This window comes from Pseudomonas serbica (assembly GCF_028823535.1).
Classification (GTDB): Bacteria; Pseudomonadota; Gammaproteobacteria; order Pseudomonadales; family Pseudomonadaceae; genus Aquipseudomonas; species Aquipseudomonas serbica.
Genome location: NZ_JAQIYM010000023.1, coordinates 1 through 19,646 on the forward strand (window position 1 = coordinate 1; position 19,646 = coordinate 19,646).

Annotated in this window: 18 protein-coding genes; 15 read left to right on the forward strand and 3 right to left on the reverse strand. The window is 62.1% G+C overall.

Annotated features, from left to right (window positions below; translation table 11 throughout):
• Positions 1–152 precede the first annotated feature (152 nt).
• The 4 genes from mrdA (at position 153) to NQL71_RS27950 (ending at position 4,105) form a co-directional block, all read left to right on the forward strand.
• Positions 153–2,045: a penicillin-binding protein 2 gene (mrdA, locus tag NQL71_RS27935; RefSeq protein ID WP_046818033.1), complete on the forward strand. Its 1,893-nt coding sequence runs from the start codon at positions 153–155 to the stop codon at positions 2,043–2,045.
• A 194-nt stretch (positions 2,046–2,239) separates the two neighbouring features.
• Positions 2,240–2,437 (forward strand): hypothetical protein, encoded by a 198-nt coding sequence (locus NQL71_RS27940; protein WP_274643674.1) that lies wholly within the window; start codon positions 2,240–2,242, stop codon positions 2,435–2,437.
• 61 nt (positions 2,438–2,498) lie between these two features.
• Positions 2,499–3,164 carry a c-type cytochrome gene (locus tag NQL71_RS27945; protein WP_248687947.1) on the forward strand — a complete coding sequence of 222 codons (666 nt, stop codon included), beginning with the start codon at positions 2,499–2,501 and terminating at the stop codon, positions 3,162–3,164.
• Entirely contained in the window at positions 3,161–4,105 is a 945-nt protein-coding gene (locus NQL71_RS27950) for a c-type cytochrome (RefSeq protein WP_046818030.1), read from the forward strand. The genes NQL71_RS27945 and NQL71_RS27950 overlap by 4 nt, the downstream gene beginning before the upstream one ends.
• A 48-nt stretch (positions 4,106–4,153) precedes the next feature.
• Here the strand turns inward: NQL71_RS27950 and sorB are convergent, their stop codons facing one another.
• Both sorB and sorA read right to left on the reverse strand, forming a co-directional pair.
• On the reverse strand, positions 4,154–4,801 hold the full coding sequence (sorB, locus tag NQL71_RS27955; RefSeq protein ID WP_274643675.1) for a SorB family sulfite dehydrogenase c-type cytochrome subunit: 648 nt from the start codon (positions 4,799–4,801) through the stop codon (positions 4,154–4,156).
• Positions 4,802–4,811: 10 nt separating this feature from the next.
• Positions 4,812–6,053, reverse strand: coding sequence for a SorA family sulfite dehydrogenase catalytic subunit (gene sorA, locus NQL71_RS27960; protein ID WP_274643676.1), 1,242 nt, complete (start codon positions 6,051–6,053; stop codon positions 4,812–4,814).
• A 373-nt stretch (positions 6,054–6,426) separates the two neighbouring features.
• Here sorA and NQL71_RS27965 point away from each other — a divergent pair, with 373 nt between their 5' ends.
• From NQL71_RS27965 to NQL71_RS27995, 7 genes are all read left to right on the forward strand, one after another.
• Positions 6,427–7,407, forward strand: a complete 981-nt coding sequence (locus NQL71_RS27965; RefSeq protein ID WP_046818027.1) for a quinone oxidoreductase family protein — start codon at positions 6,427–6,429, stop codon at positions 7,405–7,407.
• A gap of 14 nt (positions 7,408–7,421) precedes the next feature.
• On the forward strand, positions 7,422–8,270 hold the full coding sequence (locus NQL71_RS27970; RefSeq protein ID WP_166621968.1) for a TauD/TfdA dioxygenase family protein: 849 nt from the start codon (positions 7,422–7,424) through the stop codon (positions 8,268–8,270).
• A gap of 78 nt (positions 8,271–8,348) precedes the next feature.
• The gene (locus NQL71_RS27975) at positions 8,349–9,401 is read left to right on the forward strand and encodes a beta-keto acid cleavage family enzyme (protein WP_046818025.1); all 1,053 of its coding nucleotides are present in this window, start codon (positions 8,349–8,351) and stop codon (positions 9,399–9,401) included.
• A 109-nt stretch (positions 9,402–9,510) separates the two neighbouring features.
• Positions 9,511–10,836, forward strand: coding sequence for an MFS transporter (locus NQL71_RS27980; RefSeq protein WP_046818024.1), 1,326 nt, complete (start codon positions 9,511–9,513; stop codon positions 10,834–10,836).
• Positions 10,833–11,495, forward strand: coding sequence for a DsbA family oxidoreductase (locus NQL71_RS27985; protein ID WP_274643677.1), 663 nt, complete (start codon positions 10,833–10,835; stop codon positions 11,493–11,495). Before NQL71_RS27980 ends, NQL71_RS27985 begins: the two co-directional genes overlap by 4 nt.
• Positions 11,492–11,818 carry a Rieske (2Fe-2S) protein gene (locus NQL71_RS27990; RefSeq protein ID WP_274643678.1) on the forward strand — a complete coding sequence of 109 codons (327 nt, stop codon included), beginning with the start codon at positions 11,492–11,494 and terminating at the stop codon, positions 11,816–11,818. The genes NQL71_RS27985 and NQL71_RS27990 overlap by 4 nt, the downstream gene beginning before the upstream one ends.
• Positions 11,815–12,825 carry a YeiH family protein gene (locus tag NQL71_RS27995; protein ID WP_274643679.1) on the forward strand — a complete coding sequence of 337 codons (1,011 nt, stop codon included), beginning with the start codon at positions 11,815–11,817 and terminating at the stop codon, positions 12,823–12,825. The genes NQL71_RS27990 and NQL71_RS27995 overlap by 4 nt, the downstream gene beginning before the upstream one ends.
• A 399-nt stretch (positions 12,826–13,224) precedes the next feature.
• On the opposite strand, the gene NQL71_RS28000 is transcribed toward NQL71_RS27995, so the two are convergent.
• Positions 13,225–14,244, reverse strand: a complete 1,020-nt coding sequence (locus tag NQL71_RS28000; protein ID WP_046818020.1) for an AraC family transcriptional regulator — start codon at positions 14,242–14,244, stop codon at positions 13,225–13,227.
• Positions 14,245–14,501: 257 nt separating this feature from the next.
• Between NQL71_RS28000 and NQL71_RS28005 the strand changes: the two genes are divergently transcribed.
• The 4 genes from NQL71_RS28005 to NQL71_RS28020 all read left to right on the forward strand — a co-directional run bounded on the left by NQL71_RS28005 (position 14,502) and on the right by NQL71_RS28020 (position 19,633).
• Complete coding sequence (locus tag NQL71_RS28005) at positions 14,502–15,056, forward strand: RBBP9/YdeN family alpha/beta hydrolase (RefSeq protein WP_046818019.1); 555 nt, start codon at positions 14,502–14,504, stop codon at positions 15,054–15,056.
• A 113-nt stretch (positions 15,057–15,169) separates the two neighbouring features.
• A complete protein-coding gene (locus NQL71_RS28010; protein ID WP_046818018.1) occupies positions 15,170–17,038 on the forward strand; it encodes a DUF1302 domain-containing protein in 1,869 nt (622 codons plus the stop codon).
• A 39-nt stretch (positions 17,039–17,077) separates the two neighbouring features.
• Positions 17,078–18,433 carry a DUF1329 domain-containing protein gene (locus NQL71_RS28015; RefSeq protein ID WP_046818017.1) on the forward strand — a complete coding sequence of 452 codons (1,356 nt, stop codon included), beginning with the start codon at positions 17,078–17,080 and terminating at the stop codon, positions 18,431–18,433.
• A 114-nt stretch (positions 18,434–18,547) separates the two neighbouring features.
• The gene (locus NQL71_RS28020) at positions 18,548–19,633 is read left to right on the forward strand and encodes a WD40/YVTN/BNR-like repeat-containing protein (RefSeq protein WP_274643680.1); all 1,086 of its coding nucleotides are present in this window, start codon (positions 18,548–18,550) and stop codon (positions 19,631–19,633) included.
• Positions 19,634–19,646 lie beyond the last annotated feature (13 nt).

Consider the following 19,646-nt stretch of genomic DNA (forward strand, 5'->3'; position numbering starts at 1 on the left):
ATTTTTTCTGCGGGAGCGAGCAAGCTCGCTCCTACGTAAAGAAAATGACATGAAAGTGACCCGGCGGTTTTTGCTATGGTGCAGCTCGTTTTTTTAACGGACTGTTTCAAGCCCAGGGATCGGCGTTTTCTTTTCAAAGAGCTGCTATAGAAATGCCCCAACCGATTCCTATCAAAGACCACGAAAAAGAGACGCGTCTGGTCAACAAGAGACTGATGGCCTGCGCCTTGTTCGTCGTCGCCATCACCTGCGCGCTGGTGGTTCGCCTGTACATCCTGCAGGTGGTGGAATTCGACTATCACTCGACGATTTCCGAAAACAACCGCGTCCACGTGCTGCCGATCACCCCTACCCGGGGCTTGATCTATGACCGTAATGGCGTGGTCCTGGCGGACAACCGGCCCAGCTACAACCTGACCATCACCCGCGAGCGAGCGTCCGATGTCAGTCAAGAGTTGGACGAAGTGGTCAGCTTGCTGCACCTGCCTGCTGAAGACCGCACGCAGTTCGACAAGGCGATGAAACAGGCACGGCACCCGTTCGTGCCAGTGACGTTGTTCTATGAACTGAGCGAGGAGCAGATCGCGGTACTGGCGGTCAACGAGTTCCGCTTGCCGGGTATCGATGTCGAGCCGCAGTTCGTGCGTCATTATCCGTTGGGCGAGCACTTTGCTCATTCGGTCGGCTACGTTGGACGGATCAACGAGAAAGAGTCCAAGGTCCTGGATACCGTCGAGTATCGAGGTACCCAATCCATCGGCAAGACCGGGGTCGAAAAATTCTACGAGTCGCAACTGCACGGCCATGTCGGTTACGAGGAAGTCGAGACCAATGCCCAGGGCCGCGTATTGCGTGTGCTCAAGCACACGGATCCGGTGCCCGGTGAAAGCATCGTCCTGAGCCTGGACGTCAAGCTGCAGGAGGCCGCCGAGCACGCCTTGGGCGATCGTCGTGGCTCCGTGGTTGCGCTCGATCCGTCCACCGGGGAAGTGTTGGCCATGGTCAGCAACCCGAGTTTCGATCCGAACCTGTTCGTCACCGGTATCAGCTCCAAGGAATACTCGGCGCTGCGCGATTCCATCGACCGGCCGCTGTTCAACCGCGTGCTGCGCGGGCTCTACGCGCCGGGCTCGACCATCAAGCCGGAAGTCGCCATTGCCGGGCTCGACGCCGGCATCGTCACGCCGCAGACCCGGGTCTTCGATCCGGGGTATTACCAACTCCCGGACTTCGACCACAAGTACCGCAACTGGAACCACAGCGGCGACGGTTGGGTGGACATGGACGCGGCGATCATGCGCTCCAACGACACCTACTTCTACGACCTGGCGCACAAGCTGGGCATCGATCGGTTGCATGACTACATGGCCATGTTCGGCCTCGGGGAAAAGGTCTCGCTGGACATGTTCGAAGAGTCTCCCGGCTTGATGCCTTCCCAGGCCTGGAAGCGCGCCACGCGGCGTCAGCCATGGTTCCCGGGGGAAACCGTGATCCTCGGCATCGGCCAGGGCTATATGCAGGTCACGCCGCTGCAACTGGCCCAGGCCACGGCGCTGATTGCCAATAAAGGCGTGTGGAACCGCCCGCACCTGGCCAAGACCGTAGACGGTGTGGCGCCAGTGGACGAGCATCCGATGCCGAATATTCTCCTCAAGGACCCGCGCGACTGGGAGCAGGTCAACCACGGCATGCAGATGGTAATGCACGATGCCCGCGGGATTGCTCGGGCGGCAGCGGCGGGCGCCCAGTACCGTATCGCCGGCAAGAGCGGCACCGCGCAAGTGGTGGCGATCAAGCAAGGCGAGCGCTACAACCGCGCGAAAACCCGCGAACGCAATCGAGACAACGCCTTGTTCGTCGGTTTCGCCCCGGCCGAACATCCGCAGATCGTGATTTCGGTGATGATCGAAAACGGCGAGGCGGGTGGTCGTGTCGCCGGTCCCGTGGTGCGGCAGATCATGGACGCCTGGCTACTCGATCAAGACGGCCATCTCAAACCGCAATACGCCGTGCCGAGCAAGGCAGCGGGCGATCCTCACGTATAAGCGTTCTATTATCCGCAGAAAATCATCGGCTCAGACGGTTAGCCGTTGGTGCAGGCTTTCGAGAAAGATCGTCTCGGCACGGCTCATGCGCTGTTCGCGGTTCCAAGTGGAAACAGTTAAGGTCAGGTCAGCCCACAATGGGCCAGATCCTGACACCGTTCGCCTGACCGCGCAGGAAGGCTCCTCCCGCACAGATGACCCCCACGCCATGGGTGGACAGCGGCGAGCTGGTCCTGCCCCTCGCTGGCTTCGGCTGTTCTGGCCACTACGACTATCATCTGGTACAGCCGCCGCTGGGAACGGTGCCCAAGCGACTGCTGGTGTTCATGAACTGGCTAGGGGAATGTGCGCTGCAATCATCACCTCAGGACGAGAACGAGGAAGTACGCTGAGGAAGGCCTGCGTACCTGTTAAGGATTAACTTGAATTGGCCGCAGAAAGGAGTCGAAAACCATGAAATTTGCCCAGAGATCCGGTCGCAAGACCCGCGTTGGCCTGTGTGTCTTCTTGCTGGCGACAGCAGCACAGGCCGATCCCCAGGGACAGAAAATCTACACCCAGGGCGGTGAGTCACCCGCCGCCCTGGCTTGCGCCACCTGTCATGGGCCCGACGGGATGGGCGTCGGTAGCGCCGGGTTTCCCCGGCTGGCGGGTTTGTCCCCGGGATACCTGGTGAAGCAGCTCGAGGATTTCCGCTCAGGCAAACGCAGCAATGCCGTGATGCAACCGATCGCAGCGGCGCTGACCGATCCCGAAGGCAAGGCGGTGGCGAGCTATCTCGGTGCCTTGGCTATCGCGGCTTCCAGTGCTGATCTGGCCCCCACGGGAAGTGTGGGCAGCGCCGCTGAGAAGTTGGTGAAACAAGGCGACTGGAGTCGCAATATTCCGGCTTGTGTCGCCTGCCACGGGGTGGGCAACAGCGGCGTGGGAGAAAGTTTTCCACCACTGTTAGACCAGTCGGGCGTGTACATCGCGGCACAGCTCAATGCCTGGCGCAGTGGTACGCGCAAGAATGATCCCAATGATTTGATGGGGCATATCGCGCGCTCCCTCAGTGATACTGAAATCAAGGATCTGTCAGCCTATTTCGCCGGCCTGGGCGGGGAGGGCAAGCCATGAACAATGCACTGAAGGTCTGCCTTGGCATCGTGATTGCGGTACCGCTTCTGGCCGCCAAAACGTACTACGAAGAACGCGACGGGGTGACGGTCGCGAAGGTACCTGTGGCGGCGGCCGAGCCGGCTGAGCCAGTCAGGCCCGGGGTTTTTACGCCGCCCCAGGAAGCGCAACTGCCCGACAACGCCTTTGGCGAGCTGGTGCGCGAAGGTCGGGACATCTTTGTCGACACCCGGAAAAATGCCGCCGAGTTCGTGGGTAACGGACTCAACTGCAGCAACTGCCACCTCGATCAAGGTCGCAAGGCGGATTCAGCGCCGCTGTGGGGGGCCTATGGCATGTACCCCGCCTATCGAAAAAAGAACAACAAGGTCAATACGTTCACCGAGCGCATGCAGGGCTGCTTCGAATTCAGCATGAACGGCAAGGCACCCGCCAGTGACAGCCATGTGATGAAAGCACTCGGCACCTACGCCTATTGGCTCGCAACCAAGGCGCCTGTGGGTGAGGAACTGCCGGGGCGCCTCTATCCGGTTATCCCGGCCCCGGAAAAAGGCTTCGACCTGGTGAAAGGGAAACAAATCTATGCCGAGCAATGTGCCATTTGCCATGGCGCGCAAGGGCAGGGCCAGCAGGCCGCAGGCACATTCGTGTTTCCACCGCTTTGGGGCAAGGACTCCTACAACTGGGGTGCTGGCATGCACCGTATCAACACGGCGGCGGGCTTCATCAAGCAGAACATGCCGCTGGGCAAGGGCGGTTCGCTGTCGGATGACGAGGCCTGGCATGTGGCGGCCTGGATCAACAGTCACGAGCGCCCCCAGGATCCGCGCCTGGTCGATGGCTCCGTGGAAAAGACCCGGGAGAAATACCACCAGGGCGATGGGGTCAACCTGTATGGCGAAGTCGTTAATGGCGTGACGCTGGGGCAGGGCATCAACTGAGCGCAGGCAGGGCCAGGTCGACTTGGCCCTGCTTGCTCAAGCGCGGGTTTACTGCTGCAGGATGAAGGTCGCCAGGCTGTTCAGCTCGTCGTTGCTCAACTGCGCGAAGGGCGGCATCGGGATGTCCCCCCATTTGCCGCTGCCGCCGTGCTGGATGCTCGACGTCAGCTTGGTCAGGGCCTGGGGGTCATTGGCGTATTTGGCCGCCACATCGTGATAAGCCGGGCCGACTACCTTGTGATCGATGGCGTGGCAGGACAGGCACGCGTTGTTCTCAAGCAAGGTCGTGGCGTCGACTTTTGCCACCGGGGCTGGGGCAGGTTGGCCCGCCGTCGGGTTCGAGGCGGCCAGCACATCGGCATCGCTCGCCTTGGCACTGCCGTAGGTGGCCGCCAGGTAGGCGCCGATAATGGTCACGTCCTGATCGCTGATCGGCGCACCGTACACGTGCTGCATCTTGCCCGCTTCCGCCGTCCACTGCGCCAGGCTCATGCCCGGTGGCTGGAAGTTGATGTAGTCGGCGGAATGGCAGGTGGAACACTTCTGCTGGGCCAGCGGGTAGCCCGGCAGGGTACTGGGCTTCAACGCTGCCGTCTCCGGCGGCAGGGTGATCGACAGGGGCGCTGCGCAGGCGATGCCCGCCAGGCAGATTTGCGCCGCGCACAGCCAGCGGCTCATGAGTTTCATGGATTTCATCCGGCTCTCCTCAGGCGACGGTCACGTGGCTGGTTTCGACGACGTGCCGGCGATAGCCGGCTGGGTTCCAGTCGGCTTGCAGCGGTTGGGTCTCGCCCGCGCTGTTGCTGGCGCGCACCATCAGTTGGGTGGCGCCCTTGCGGGTAAAGGTGATCGCCAGCGTCCACTCGCGGAAGGAGTAACGGCCGAGGTCCTGGCCAAGCGTGGCTTCACGCCAGTTTTTTCCACCGTCGATGGACAGTTCGACCTTGTTGACCCCGGTACCGCCGTCGAACGCGATGCCCTTGAGCAACACGCTTTTTTTCAACGGCAACACATCGCCGTGTTTGACGCTGGTGATGAAGCTGCGTACCGGCAGTTTGGAAATCGGTTTGGTTTGCGCCGGCGTGGTGCCGGGGGCGATGCAGAAACAATCGTTGTCCGGCACCCGGTAACCCTTGGCCATGAAAAAACCGTCGTAGGTATGGTCGACGACTTCGATCTCGCTCAGGTGCTTGACCCAGTAGGTGCCGAAATAACCGGGCACCACCAGGCGTATCGGGTAGCCGTTGAGGAAGGGCAGGTCGGTGCCGTTCATCGACCAGGCGATCATCGGCTCACCGTCCATGGCGTGGCCGATGTCCAGGGCCTTGATGAACTCCGGGGTGCTTGGCAGCACCGGCTTGTCGAGGCCGCGGAAGGTCACTTGTCTGGCGTCGGCCTTCACCCCCGCTTTCTCCAGTACGGCCTTGAGCGGCACGCCCACCCAGCGTGCATTGCCCATCGAGCCGTTGCCCAACTGCGCGCCGAACACCCGGGGCATCGAGAAGCCGCGGCTGTTGCCCGAACATTGATTGACCGCCACCACTTCCACCGGCTCCGCCAGCGCCTTGAGCTCGACCAGGGACAGTGACAACGGAGTGTCGACCGCGCCCTTGACCGTCAGCCGGTAGCTGTCTGGATCGATGCTGGTGGGGAAATTGGCCAGGTGGTAACGCACGAAAAAGGCGTCGTTGGGCGTGATCGGCCCTTCGTTGAACACCGTGAAGGGCGTTTCCAGGTGCGGTGGGCGAGTGGTTACCAGGGTCAAGGGGCGTTTTTGCGGATACTGCACCAGCGGCCGTGGACCCGCCGCGAATGTCACGTCCTCGGCGCTTTCGTCGGCTGCCCGGGCGAGGCTGGCCAAGGGGGAGGCGGCCACGGCCAGGGCCAAGGCATCGCGCAAAACGCGCCGTCGGGTGGGCTTGCCGGTATCGATAAAACTGAACTTCATGCTGCGCTCTCTTTGATTGTTTTTCTGAGATGCAACCGATAGCCCCCATCAGGGCGCAAAGGCATCGGTCTAGACGTGTCGCGAGACTGTTCGATGAGCCAACCAGTATCCCCAGGTGCGGGGTGTCTGCTTCTCATTGAGCGTCAGTGATTTAGCAATCGATGACAGAGGCGACCCCAGCGAGACCCTTTAGATGCCTTGTATTATGGTATGCCGTTTGCCAAATTTACGTGGCTACCAGTCGAGCACCAGCGCCTGTCACCAAATGTGACGGCGCTGTCGTTCGATGAGATGCGTTCAGGCAGCCTGAAGCTTACATTCCAATCACGTAATCGCCGCAGTGCACCCAGAACGCTGATTGGAGAAAAAAAGCATGGCTCAAGTCGTACGATTTTACGAAACCGGTGGTCCCGAGGTTCTTCGTTTTGAAGAGGTCGAGGTCGGTGATCCAGGTCCCGGTGAGGTTCGACTGCGCCACGTGGCGGTCGGCCTCAACTATGCCGACACCTACTTTCGCAATGGCACCTATCCGATCCCGATGCCCAATGGCATCGGCGTTGAAGCCTCCGGTGTAGTGGAAGCCGTGGGCGAGGGCGTGAGCAATGTGGTGGTCGGGGACCGGGTAACCTATACCGGCTTCACCAATACCCTTGGCGCCTACAGCACCGAACGTCTGATCCCGGCTGCGCCACTGATCAAACTGCCGGAAAGTATTTCCTTCGAGAACGCCGCGGCCATGACCATGCGCGGGCTGACCTCGGCCTACCTGATGCGGCGCATCTATGACTTCAAGGCCGGTGACAGCATCCTGCTGCACGCGGCCGCCGGTGGTGTCGGCCTGATCGTTTCGCAGTGGGCAAAATTGCTCGGCCTGAACGTGATCGGCACCGTGTCCAGCGAGGCCAAGGCAGAGCTCGCCCGGGCTCATGGTTGCGATCACGTGATCAATTACAGCCATGAAGATGTGGCCAGGCGCGTGCGTGAATTGACCGACGGCGTCGGCGTCAACGTAGTGTTCGACAGCGTCGGCAAGAGCACCTTCGAGGGCTCGCTGGACTCCCTCAAACGTCGCGGCCTGATGGTTTGCGTCGGTACCGCATCCGGCCCGATTCCGCCCTTCAGCCCGGCACAGTTAGCGATGAAAGGCTCACTGTTCATGACCCGTCCGGCACTGGCCGACTACATCGCCGACCCGGCCGAGAAGGCTGAGCTGGCCGGTGAGATCTTCGGTCTGGTCGGCAGCGGCAAGATCAAGATCGAGATCAACCAGCATTACGGTTTGCTCGACGCCGTGCAGGCGCACCGTGATCTGGAGTCGCGCAAGACCACCGGTTCATCGATCTTCGTCATCTAAGGAGGTCTGCCGCCATGCAAGTCGAACAACTCACCTGCAGCATTGGCGCCGAACTGATCGGCGTGAACCTCGCCGATGCCGTCCATGACGACGGCCTGTTCGCCGAGATCCGCGCGCAGTTGCTCAAGCACCGCGTGCTGTTCCTGCGTGACCAGGACATCAGTCGGGCCGAGCATGTGGCCTTTGCCCAGCGCTTTGGCGAACTGGAGGACCACCCGGTGGTCGGCAGCCACCCCGAGTATCCCGGGTTGGTGCAGGTCTACAAGAATCCGGACAGCCCGGTCGACCGCTACGAGAACTCCTGGCACACCGACGCCACCTGGCGCGAGGCGCCGCCGCTGGGGGCCGTGCTGCGCTGCCTGGAGTGCCCACCGGTGGGTGGCGACACCATGTGGGCCAACATGGTCGAGGCCTACAAGCATCTGCCCAGCGACGTGAAAGCCAGGATCGAAGGCCTGCGCGCCCGGCACAGCATCGAGGCGACCTTTGGCGCGGCGATGCCGATCGAAAAACGCCTCGCGCTCAAGGCCAGGTACCCGGACGCCGAGCACCCGGTGGTGCGCATCCATCCCGAAACTGGTGAACAGGTGCTGTTCGTCAATTCGTTCACCACCCACTTCACCAACTTCCACACCGCCGAGCGGGTGCGTGTCGGCCAGGATTTCAGCCAGGGTTCCTCCGAGCTGCTGCGCTACCTGACCAGCCAAGCCAGCATTCCGGAGTACCAGGTGCGCTGGCGTTGGAAGCCTAACAGCATCGCGATCTGGGACAACCGCAGCACCCAGCATTACGCCGTGATGGATTACCCGCCCTGTCATCGCAAGATGGAACGCGCCGGGATCATTGGCGAAAAGACCTACTGAGCCACTCCACCTGCACCCACGCCAAGGCCTGCTCCGTACAGCCTGTCGGGCAGGCAAAAACAAAAACAGGAGATAACCATGCAGTTTTTCGACGATTCCCTGCACCCGGACACCATGGAAAAAGTGGTGATTACCGTCGCCCCTTACGCTCCACAATGGATGCCTGGCGACTTCCCGGAAGACATTCCGCTGACCATGGACGAGCACGTGCAGGCGGCAGTCGACTGCTATGAAGCCGGCGCCACCGTGTTGCACTTGCATGTCCGCGAGCTGGACGGCAAAGGCTCCAAGCGCCTGTCCAAGTTCAACGAGTTGATCGCCGGTGTGCGTGAAGCCGTGCCGGACATGATCATCCAGGTCGGCGGCTCGATTTCCTTTGCCCCTGAAGGTGACGGTGCCGAAGCCCTGTGGCTGTCCGACGACACCCGGCACATGCTCGCGGACCTGATGCCCAAGCCGGACCAGGTCACCATCGCCATCAACACCATCCAGATGACCATCACCGAGCTGTTGTTCCCGGAAGGCATCGAAGGCACCTCGCTGCTGGAGCCGGCCACCTATGCCGCCTACAGCGAAATGACCGTGCCGGCCGGGCCTGCCTTTGTCGCCGAGCACCTCAAGCGCCTGCAGGCGAGCAATATCCAGCCGCACTTCCAGCTGACCGGTATTCATGCCTATGAAACCCTGGAGCGCCTGGTGCGCAAGGGCATCTACAAGGGCCCGCTGAACCTGACCTGGATCGGCATCGGTGGCGGTTTCGATGGCCCGAACCCGATGAACCTGATGAACTTCATCAACCGTGTGCCGGACCGTTGCACCCTGACGGCCGAGTCGTTGCTCAAGAACGTGCTGCCACTCAACACCATCGCCATGGCCATGGGCTTGCACCCACGCCTGGGCAACGAAGACACCATCATCGACCAGCACGGCAAGCGCTTCTCTTCCGTCGAGCAGGTCAAGCAGACGGTGCGCATCGCCCACGAGCTGGGTCGTGAAATCGCCACTGGCAAAGAGGCGCGCGACATCTACCGTATCGGCGTGCAGTACGAGACCGTTGAAGAAACCCTGTTGGCCAACGGCATGGCACCGAACCGCAAGCAGGGGCAGAAGGGCGTACCACAACGCGGCTGATCCGCTGTGCGGGGCAGGCGGCCAATGGCGGCCTGCCTCGGTTCGGCTGAGCGCGTGAGCAAGACCAAAAAACAATAACAAAACGGGTGCTAGACACCGAGGAGGCAGCATGGCGTTTCATCACAGTACTGTGGCCGATGAAATGGATACTTCAATTGGCATTCCACGTCGGTACGCCTGGATTGTGTTTGTGCTGACCTTTGGCCTGTTGATTTCCGATTACATGTCACGGCAGGTACTCAATGCCGTGTTCCCGATTCTCAAGAACGAGTGGACCCTGAGCGACGGCCAGCTCGGCCTGCTCAGCGGCATCGTCGCGCTGATGGTCGGCCTGCTGACGATTCCCCTGTCGCTGCTGGCCGACCGCTTTGGCCGGGTCAAGAGCCTGGCGTTGATGGCTGGCCTGTGGAGCCTGGCAACCCTGGGCTGTGCACTGGCCCAGAACTACCCGGAAATGCTGTTTGCGCGCTTCTTGGTCGGCGTCGGCGAGGCGGCCTACGGCAGCGTCGGCGTCGCCGTGGTGGTGTCGGTCTTTCCCAAGAGCATGCGGGCGACCCTCGCCAGTGCCTTCATGGCGGGCGCCATGTTCGGCTCGGTGCTGGGCATCTCCATCGGCGGGGCAATCGCGGTGAAGCTGGGCTGGCGTTGGTCGTTCGCCAGCATGGCGCTGTTCGGCCTGGTGCTGGCGGCGCTGTACCCGATCATCGTCAAGGAAGCGCGTATTGCCCCGCAGCGTCTGGCCACGATCGCCAACAAGGCCACAGCCGAGCGCCCTCTGCGCACCCTGTACGGAACGCGTTCGGTGATCGCTGCCTACATCGCCAGCGGCCTGCAGACATTCGTGGTCGGCAGCATGATTGTGTGGATGCCGAGCTATTTCAACCGCTATTACGCGATGGGCGAGGGCAAGGCGGGCGTCATGGCGGGCGTCATGGTGTTGTGCTGCGGTGTCGGAGCGATTCTGTGCGGCATGCTCAGTGATCGCCTGAGCCGGCAATCGCCGTTGCGCAAGATCGAGATGTCCATGGTGTTCTGCCTGGGCAGTTGCCTGTTGATGTCGCTGGCCCTGATGCAGCCCGTTGGCACGCTGCAGTTGGTGCTGATCGGCCTGGCGATGCTGTTGGTGACGGGCATCAACGGCCCGACCATTGCCACGATCGCCAACCTGACCCACTACAAAGTGCATGGCACCGCGTTTGCCACCCTGACCCTGGTCAACAATCTGATCGGCCTGGCCCCGGGGCCTTTCCTCACCGGCCGGGTGTCTGACCTGATCGGCCTGCATGGCGCCTTCCAGTTGATACCGCTGATGAGCATCGCGGCAGCGGCGGTGTTTTTCTATATCCGTTGTCACTATCTCGACGACATTGCACGCGTTCAGGGCGGGAAGGTCGCAGAGGCGCCGGGCAAAGCCGCGATGGAGGTGTCGTCGTGACGGGGCCATTGCGCATCAATGTGTTCTTCGACTTCATTTGCCCATGGTGCCTGATAGGCAAGCGCCAACTTGAACGCGCACTCACGCAGTTGCGCGCCCGCCACCCGCAAGTCGAGGTGGCGCTGGCCTGGCATGGCGTACAGCTGCTGCCGCACCTGCCGGCGCAGGGCGTGCCTTTTGTCGAGTTCTACCGCCAGCGACTGGGCAGTGCCGAGGCGGTGCAAGCGCGCCAGGCGCAAGTCCGCCAGGCCGCGGCCAGCGTCGGCGTGAGCATCGACTTCAATGGCATCAGCACCATGCCCAACACCGCCGATGCCCATCGTCTGCTGGAGCGTGCCGCTGAACTGGGCAGCGTGGCGCAGCGCGATGCCTTGCTGGAGCGGCTGTTCTCCGCCTATTTTCATCAAGGCGAGGACCTCGGGAACAGTGCCACCCTGCTGTCGATCGCCGAGTCCTGTGGTTACTCGCGTGCGGCCCTGGCCGACTGTCTGGAGGGCGCTCGCTTCCCCTACAACGATGGCGGTATGAGCGCCAGGGGCGTGCCGTATTTCATCTTCAACCGTCGCCAGGCGCTGTCCGGTGCACAGCCGGCCGAGGTGCTGTTGCGGGCGATGGAGCAGACCCTTGAGCAGGACGCGGCCGGGAGTCAATCGGCATGAGTCGGCGCATCGCGGTACCGCCTGAGAAAGTCCCGGCACCAGGCCTGCGCACGCTGTTTGAGCCTGAGGGCCGCAGCCTGGCGCTGTTCAATGTCGCCGGCCAACTCTACGCCATCGACGACAGCTGTCCGCATCAGGGGGCATCACTCTGTGGTGGTCGGCTGGAGGGCCGGGTCATCCAGTGCCTTGCCCACGGCCTGCGCTTCGACCTGGCGAGCGGCTGCCTGCTGAATTCGAGCAGCGTGAAGGTCGGCAGCTACCCGGTCGAGGTGGTCGACGGCCAGGTGTTCATCGTCATCGCTTGCAAGGAACCCGCCTCATGAGTGCCATTGCCCTGGCTGATGTTCAAAGCCGTGTGCAGGAACTGATCCCCGGTTTCATCGTCAGCCTGATCGTTGCCGCGGCGGCGAGTTTCCTTTCCGAGCACTATGGCGCGCCGGTGATGCTGTTCGCGTTGCTGCTCGGCATGGCGGTGAATTTTCTCGCCGCCGACGGCAAGTGCAAGATCGGTATCGAGTTCACCTCACGCACGGTGCTGCGCATCGGCGTGGCGTTGCTAGGCATGCGCATCACCCTCGAACAGATCGCCGCGCTGGGCTGGAAACCGGCGGCCCTGGTGGTGATCTCAGTGGTGGTGACCATCGTCGTGTCGATGGTGGCGGCCAGGGCCATGGGCTTCCAGCGCCTGTTTGGCATGCTCACCGGCGGCGCCACGGCCATTTGCGGCGCCTCCGCGGCCTTGGCATTGGCGGCGTCCTTTCCCCATCATCCGCAGAAAGAGCGGGCCACGCTGTTCACGGTGATCGGTGTGTCGGCGCTGTCGACCCTGGCCATGATTCTTTACCCGATGATCGCCAACTGGCTTGAGCTCGATCCGCAGTCGGCCGGGGTGTTTCTTGGCGCCACCATTCACGATGTGGCCCAGGTGGTGGGCGCCGGCTACAGCCTGTCGACCGAGACCGGCGATACGGCCACTGTGGTCAAGTTGATGCGAGTGGCCATGCTGCTGCCGGTGATCGTTTGCGCGGCGATGATTGCCCGCAGGCAGGGTGTTGATCCGACGGGTAAACGACCGCCGTTGTTGCCTTGGTTTGCGGTGGGCTTTTTGATGCTTGCGTGCATCAACAGTACTGGCTGGATTGCTCCGGCTGTGCAGGGTTTGACCAATGATCTTTCGCGCTGGTGCCTGGTCATTGCCATCAGCGCGCTGGGGATGAAGACTCAGCTCAGGGAGCTTGCGGCGGTGGGGATCAAGCCCATTTTGCTGATGGTGGGGGAGACGGTCTTTCTCGTCGTGTTGGTGCTGTTGTTGATGCGTTGGGGCTTGTAGGCGAACGTCCCGGGATTTGCTCCTTTTTGCGGTCGTCTTTCCAGCAGATGACCGTTTTTTTTGTACGGTCCATCTCTCGCGGCCGTACCCGATCCACTGTAGGAGCTACTTGTAGGAGCGAGCTTGCTCGCGAAAAGCGTCTGGACAACGCGGTCACTCAGACAGAGCGCGTCATCGTTGACGACCTTCGCTGGCAAGCCAGCTCCTACAGGGGAATGCGTTCACTTGAGATCAGGTCGGCCCATAGGGCGCCTCGCTTTGGCCGTTGCTCTGGCTTTTGATTTTCTTGCCCCCACGGAGCAGCACCGGAGCGAGGTGACCCGCTGTAAGAGCGGAACCATAAGCGGCCGTTACCGCAGCAACGGATATGTACTCCGTTGACAAACACCAGGCCAGGTATCAAGCCTCCTTGCGCGGCACAATCTTGCGTTCACTGCGCCACGCAGCCGGCGGCATGTTGAACTGGGAGATGAACCAGCGCGTGAAGGAGTTGGGCATGGAGTAGCCGAGCATGTCGGCGATCCGTCCCAACGAGTAGCCGGGGTTCTCCAGGTAGCGCACCACCAGGTCGCGGCGCACGCTGCTGATCAACTCGCTGAAACTGGCGTCTTCTTCGCCCAGGCGGCGCTGCAGGGTGCGTACGTTCATGCCCTGGCTCTGGGCAATCTGCGCGATGGTCGCGCGGCCCATGGGGAGCAGAAGGTAAATGGATTTGCGCACCTCGAACGCCACGGAGTGATCGTCCTTGCCCAGCAGCGAATCCATGTAGCGTTGCGCATGGCGGGCCATGGCCGCATTGGCCAGGGGGATGGTGGTGTCGAGGTTGGCGGCGGGACAGACGATGCCGTTGAACTCGCAGCCGAACTCCAGCTTGCAGCCGAAGATGCGGCGATGCACCGAGAGGTCCGCCGGCGCGTCATGGGTGAAACAGACCGTGATCGGGTGCCAGTGTGTGCCGAGCAGGGCGGCGCAAAAGCGGTGCATCACGGCGATGGCCAGTTCGATGGACTGGCGGTTGTTAGTGCCCATGTCGGTCACCAGCTCTTCGCGAATGATCACCGTGTTGCCGGTTTCCTCGATGTAGATCGCCAGTGACTCGTTGATCAGCCGCCGGTAATGCACGATCACATCCAGCGCATCGCGCAGGGTGCTCTGATGACTGAGCAGCAGGCTCACTTCGCCAAAATCCGCCAGTTGACGCAGCTCGGCCATGCGTAGGCCGAGGGTTTCGCAACCGCTCAGGCGCGCCGATTTTTCCAGCAGGATGATGCTGGCGGTGGCCGGGATACGTTGGCTCTGATCGCTCAGCATCGCGGGGCTCAAGCCGACTTCGGCCAACAGGGCGACCGCGTTCAGCCGTAGGTGGCGAGCGACGTCCAGATAGTTGGTCAGTACGGCGGTTCGTGCTTGTACGGGCATGGCGTGACTACATTCCAGGTGGTGACAAATGCGCTCTCGCTGTCGCGGTTCCCTGCCAGTTATAGAGACTTGATCGCGAAATGAAAAGCTCCGGGCGCGGTAAATCTCCCGGGGCGATTCTGCGGCGCTGTCACCAAAAGGGAAGTGGCTGACGCCAAATGTAACGCGCGCCGACAAGGCGAATCCTACTGTGCTGCTGGCAGGGTTCGGAATGTTGGCGGACCCGCTCGATGGATTGTTCGAGGGTAAAAAACGCGATGAATGACACCACGATTTTGATAGTTCCCGGCCTGCGCGAACACGTGCCAGCGCATTGGCAAACCTTGCTTGAAGCGAAGCTGGACAACGTCCGCTCGGTGCCGCCACTGGAAGACAACAAGCTCAGCCTGGCGGCTCGGGTGGAAGCGATCCAGAGCGAACTGGAGAAAATTTCCGGCCCGGTGATCCTGGTGGCCCACAGCGCCGGTGTGCTGATGGTGGTGCACTGGGCCGCCCGTCATGACCGTCCGATCAAGGGCGCCTTGCTGGCCGCGCCGCCGGACCTCGAGGCCAACTGGCCAGCCGGTTATCCAACCCCGGAGAACCTGCGGGCCAATGGCTGGGACCCGTTGCCAAACGGACCTCTGCCGTTCCCGGCGATCGTCGCGGCCAGTACCAACGACCACCTTGCAAGCCTCGAAGCCGTGACCCGGATGGCCGCGCAATGGGGCGGTCAACTGGTCAATCTCGGTGCCGTCGGCCATCTCAATCCTGCCGCCGGATACGGCGAGTGGCCGCAGGCCGAAGACTTTATCCGCACGCTCGATCGCTAGTCGCAAACGCCTGAATCAAACCGCCTGAAGAAAACTCGCAGCGGCACCAGGACCGGATGCGAGCCCGTTGTTAGCGCCAAAAAACAAAAACAACAAAAAACGGAGACAACGCAATGCACACCACGACAAGACCCTGTCCGCTGCATCTGAGCCTGCTGGCCAGCGCCACATTGTTCGCGTCCATGCCGGCTGCCCAGGCCTTTGAATTCGGTGATAGTGAGAATTGGGCCGTGCGTTTCGATAACACCCTGAAGACCAGTTACGGTCAACGGGTGGAAGGCGAGAATTCGAAGATTGCCAGCGCCTCCAACTACAACGACGGTGACAAGAATTTCAGTGTCGGCAGTGCGGTGACCCAGCGGGTCGACCTGCTGACCGAGCTGGACGTGGTCTATCAACGCCAGATGGGTTTTCGGGTCAGTACCGCGAGCTGGTACGACCATGCCTATGACAATGTCGGCTCCAATTCCAACCCTTTTCCAGGGCAGGCGGACAATGCCGGCAACCTGGTCGCGGCGCGGCAGTCCGGGGCGATCCAGCCCGGCGATTCGCTGAACGGCCACACGGCCCGCAAGCATGGCCTGAGCGGCTACACAGATCGTTATTACAACGGTCCCTCCGGCGAGATTCTCGATGCCTTTGTGTTCTACAGCACCGAGGTCGGCGAGGAGTCGATGTTCAGCGCCAAGCTCGGCCGGCACAACATGTACTGGGGCGAGACCCTGTTCAACGCGGCCAACGGCATCAACTACGGTCAGTCGGCCCTGGACCTGGCCAAGTTGTACAACGTGCCCGGCACCGAGACCAAAGAGCTGTTCCTGCCGCGCAACCAGCTGTCCATGTCGTTCACGGTCAACCCTGAGCTGACCCTGGGCGCGCAATACTTCCTGGAGTTCCGCAACACCCGTCTGCCCGAGGGTGGCACCTACATGGGCGGCTACGACATGTTCGGCGAAGGCGGGGAAGTGTTCTGGCTGCCGGTGCCGACGGCGTTGAACGGGGCCGGGGCGTTCTACGGTACGCCGCGCGGGCATGACCTCAAGCCGCACAACACTGGCGACTTCGGGCTGATGGCCAAGTGGAGCCCGCAGTGGCTGGATGGCACCCTGGGCTTCTACTACCGCAAGACCTCGGACCCGATGCCGGTGGTGCTGATCAATGCGCCCAACCTGCAGACGCCAGGCCTGCCGGGTCTCGACGGCGCTGAATACTTGGCTGCGTACGCCGATGACATCGACATCTACGGCATCAGTCTGTCCAAGGCCGTGGGCCCGGTCAGCGTCGGCCTCGATGTGAACTACCGCGAGAACATGCCGCTGCTGAGCAACTTCACCACCATCAACCCGACCTTGAGTGCGCAGGCGGAACAGGGCCTGGTCAACGGCGACAACCTGATCAGTGCCGTGCCAACCCGAGGCGACACCGGCACCGCCCGCGGCAAGACTTTCCACGTGGTACTCAACGGCCTGGTGAGCTTTGGCAGTACCCCGTTGTGGGACTCGTCCTCGCTGGCTGTCGAAGGCGCGATGACCCATCTGGTCAGCGTCGACAAGGGCAAGCAGTCGTTCAAGGGCAACTCCAGCTACCAGGGGGTCGACAAGGTCGACACCAATGCCTACTCCATCTCCACCAACTTCACTCCGACCTGGTTCCAGGTGTTCCCGGGTGTCGATATGTCCATGCCCATGTCCTACAACGTCGGCCTCAAGGGCAACTCGGCCGTGCAGCTCGGTGGCAGCGAGGACGCTGGCAGCTACGCCATCGGCGTCGCCGCGGACGTGTATCAAAAGTACAAGTTCGACCTCAAGTACGTGGACTCCTTTGGCCCCTTCAATACCTGTGAAACCGGCTTCGACAACAACACCCCCGGTAGCGGTGGGCAGTACCGCTGCATTCCCGGCCAGATCACTTCGCAGTCCGGCCTGGCGCCGCTGCTGAAAGACCGCGGGATGGTCACGGCCTCGTTCAAGACCACCTTCTGATTGACGCTCGAAATACAACAACAAGTGGAGAGAATTCAGATGAGAATGCTAAACAGCGTGCTGGCAGCATCCCTGGCGGCGGTCATTGCCGGTCAGGCCCAGGCGGCCGTATCGACCAAGGAAGCGGCGAAGTTGGGCACCAGCCTGACCCCTGTCGGCGCCGAGATGGCGGCCAATGCCGATGGCTCGATTCCGGCCTACACAGGCGGGCTGACCACCGCGCCAGCCGGCTTCAAGGCGGGCGATGGCATGCGCCCGGATCCATTTGCCGACGAGAAGCCGCTGCTGGTCATCGATGGCAAGAACGTCGACAAATACAAGGGCCTGCTGACGGCCACCACGGCCGAGCTGGCCAAGCGTTATCCCACCTATCACATCAACGTATACCCGACCCACCGCACCGTCGCCCTGCCGCAGGCGGTGCTGGACAACAGCGTAAAAAATGCCACCGGCACCCAGTCCATCAACGGCGGCTTGTCCATCGATAACCTGTTGCCCGGCGTGCCGTTCCCGATCCCGACCTCGGGCAGCGAGGCGATGTGGAACCACCTGCTGCGCGTCGGCGGCAATCGCAACGTCAAGTACGACTCCTGGAACGTCGACTCGGCGGGTGTGCCGAGCCTGTCCACCACCGCGCTATCGTTCTCCAGCTATCCGATCTACGACGAAATGTCGAAGCCGTTCAAGAGCACGGACGTTTTCTTTCAGATGAAGCTGTACTACACCGGCCCCGCGCGCCGGGCGGGCGAGGCGATCATGCTCAAGGATACCGCCAACCCATTGGAGCAGCCGCGCCGCAGCTGGCAGTACCTGCCGGGCCAGCGTCGAGTCAAGCTGGCGCCCGACCTGGCCTATGACACGCCCAACCCGGGTACGGGTGGTGCGGGCACTTACGACGATGTGTTCGTCTTCAACGGTGCGCTGGATCGCTTCGACTGGAAACTGGTGGGCAAGCAGGAAATGCTCGTGCCCTACAACACCTACAAGCTGACCTACGCCGTGGACGTCAAGCAGCTGACCACCCCCAACCACATCGCATCTGACTTCGTGCGTTGGGAGAAACACCGCGTGTGGGTGGTGGAGGGCACGCTCAAGTCCGGTGCCCGGCACATCTACCAGAAGCGCCGCATCTACCTGGATGAAGACAGCTGGATCGCTCTGGCCTCTGACCAGTACGACTCGAGCGGCAAGCTCTACCGGGGTTCCTTCGCCTTCCTCAGCCAGAGCTACGACAAGAAGATCCCCGATGTCTCGCCGTTCATGATCTACGACCTGGTGGGTGGCTCCTACAACATCAACGGCATCACGGGCACCTACGGCGGCATCAAGTACATCGAGCCTCTATCGAAGGCGCAGTGGGCACCGGATGCGCTGGCAGGGTCAGGTATCCGCTAAGCGTCAGGCAACAAGAGTCCGGGCGGCTTGAGTGCCGTTCGTCTGGGGTTACCGACTCCGACGCCGGGCTGCACCTTGAGTGCATCGCGGCGTCGTTTACCTTGAAGGTGCGGTATGGGTTCCATGAGAAATTTAGTGCTGGCGCTGCTGTGTACGCTGTTGGCTCTGGTGCAGGGTGTCGCCCGGGCGGGCGCTTATGTCGATGTGCTGGACCTGCCCGCCAAGCCCAGTGCCCTGGCCGTGCGCAGCCCCTTGATCGACATCGCCCGGGCCGGTGAGCGCCTGGTCACCGTTGGCCAGCGTGGCCATATTCTTTATTCCGATGACGCCGGTCAGCACTGGTTGCAGGCGGGTGTGCCGCTGAGCAGCGATCTGACCGCGGTGTTTTTTCCGACCGCCAGTCAGGGTTGGGCGGTGGGTAACGACGGCGTCGTGTTGCACACCAGCGATGCCGGCGCGACGTGGAGCAAACAGCTCGACGGCCGCCAGATCGGTGAATTGCTGGTCAGGCATTACTCGGCGTTGGCCAGTGCCGAACCGGGCAACGTGCAATGGCCGCTGCTGGTCGCCGAAGGCCAGCGCCTGGTGGAGCAGGGCGCGGACAAACCGCTGCTCGACGTCTGGTTCGCCAATGACAAAGTCGGCTATGTGGTCGGTGTGTTCAACCTGATCCTGCGCACCGAGGACGGTGGCCAGAGCTGGACGCCGTTCCAGGATCGCACCGACAACCCGCAAGGCTTCCACCTCAATGCCATCGCCTCCACCGGGGATGCGCTGTACATCGCTGGCGAACAGGGCCTGTTGCTCAAATGGAATGACCACTCTCAGCGCTTTGCCGCCGTGCCGACGCCTTACCAGGGCAGCTTCTTCGGTGTGGTCGGCAAGCCTGACGAGGTGCTGGTCTACGGCCTGCGCGGCAACGTGCTGCGCAGTACCGATGGCGGGCAGCACTGGACCGCACTGGACAGTGGCCTGCACGTCAGCATCACCGCCGCACTCGTCGACGGCCATGGCCAATACCACCTGTTCACTCAGGCCGGACACGCGCTGGCAAGCCAGACGGGCGACCGGCTGCAGTTAATGCCGCACCAGGATTTGCCACCCGTAGCCGGGGCCACCCTGGCCGCCAATGGTTCGCTGGTGGTGGTGGGCAGCCGTGGCGCCCAGACGCTGGCCGCCGATCCAGCCCTCGAACCCTAAGAGCGAGAACCCA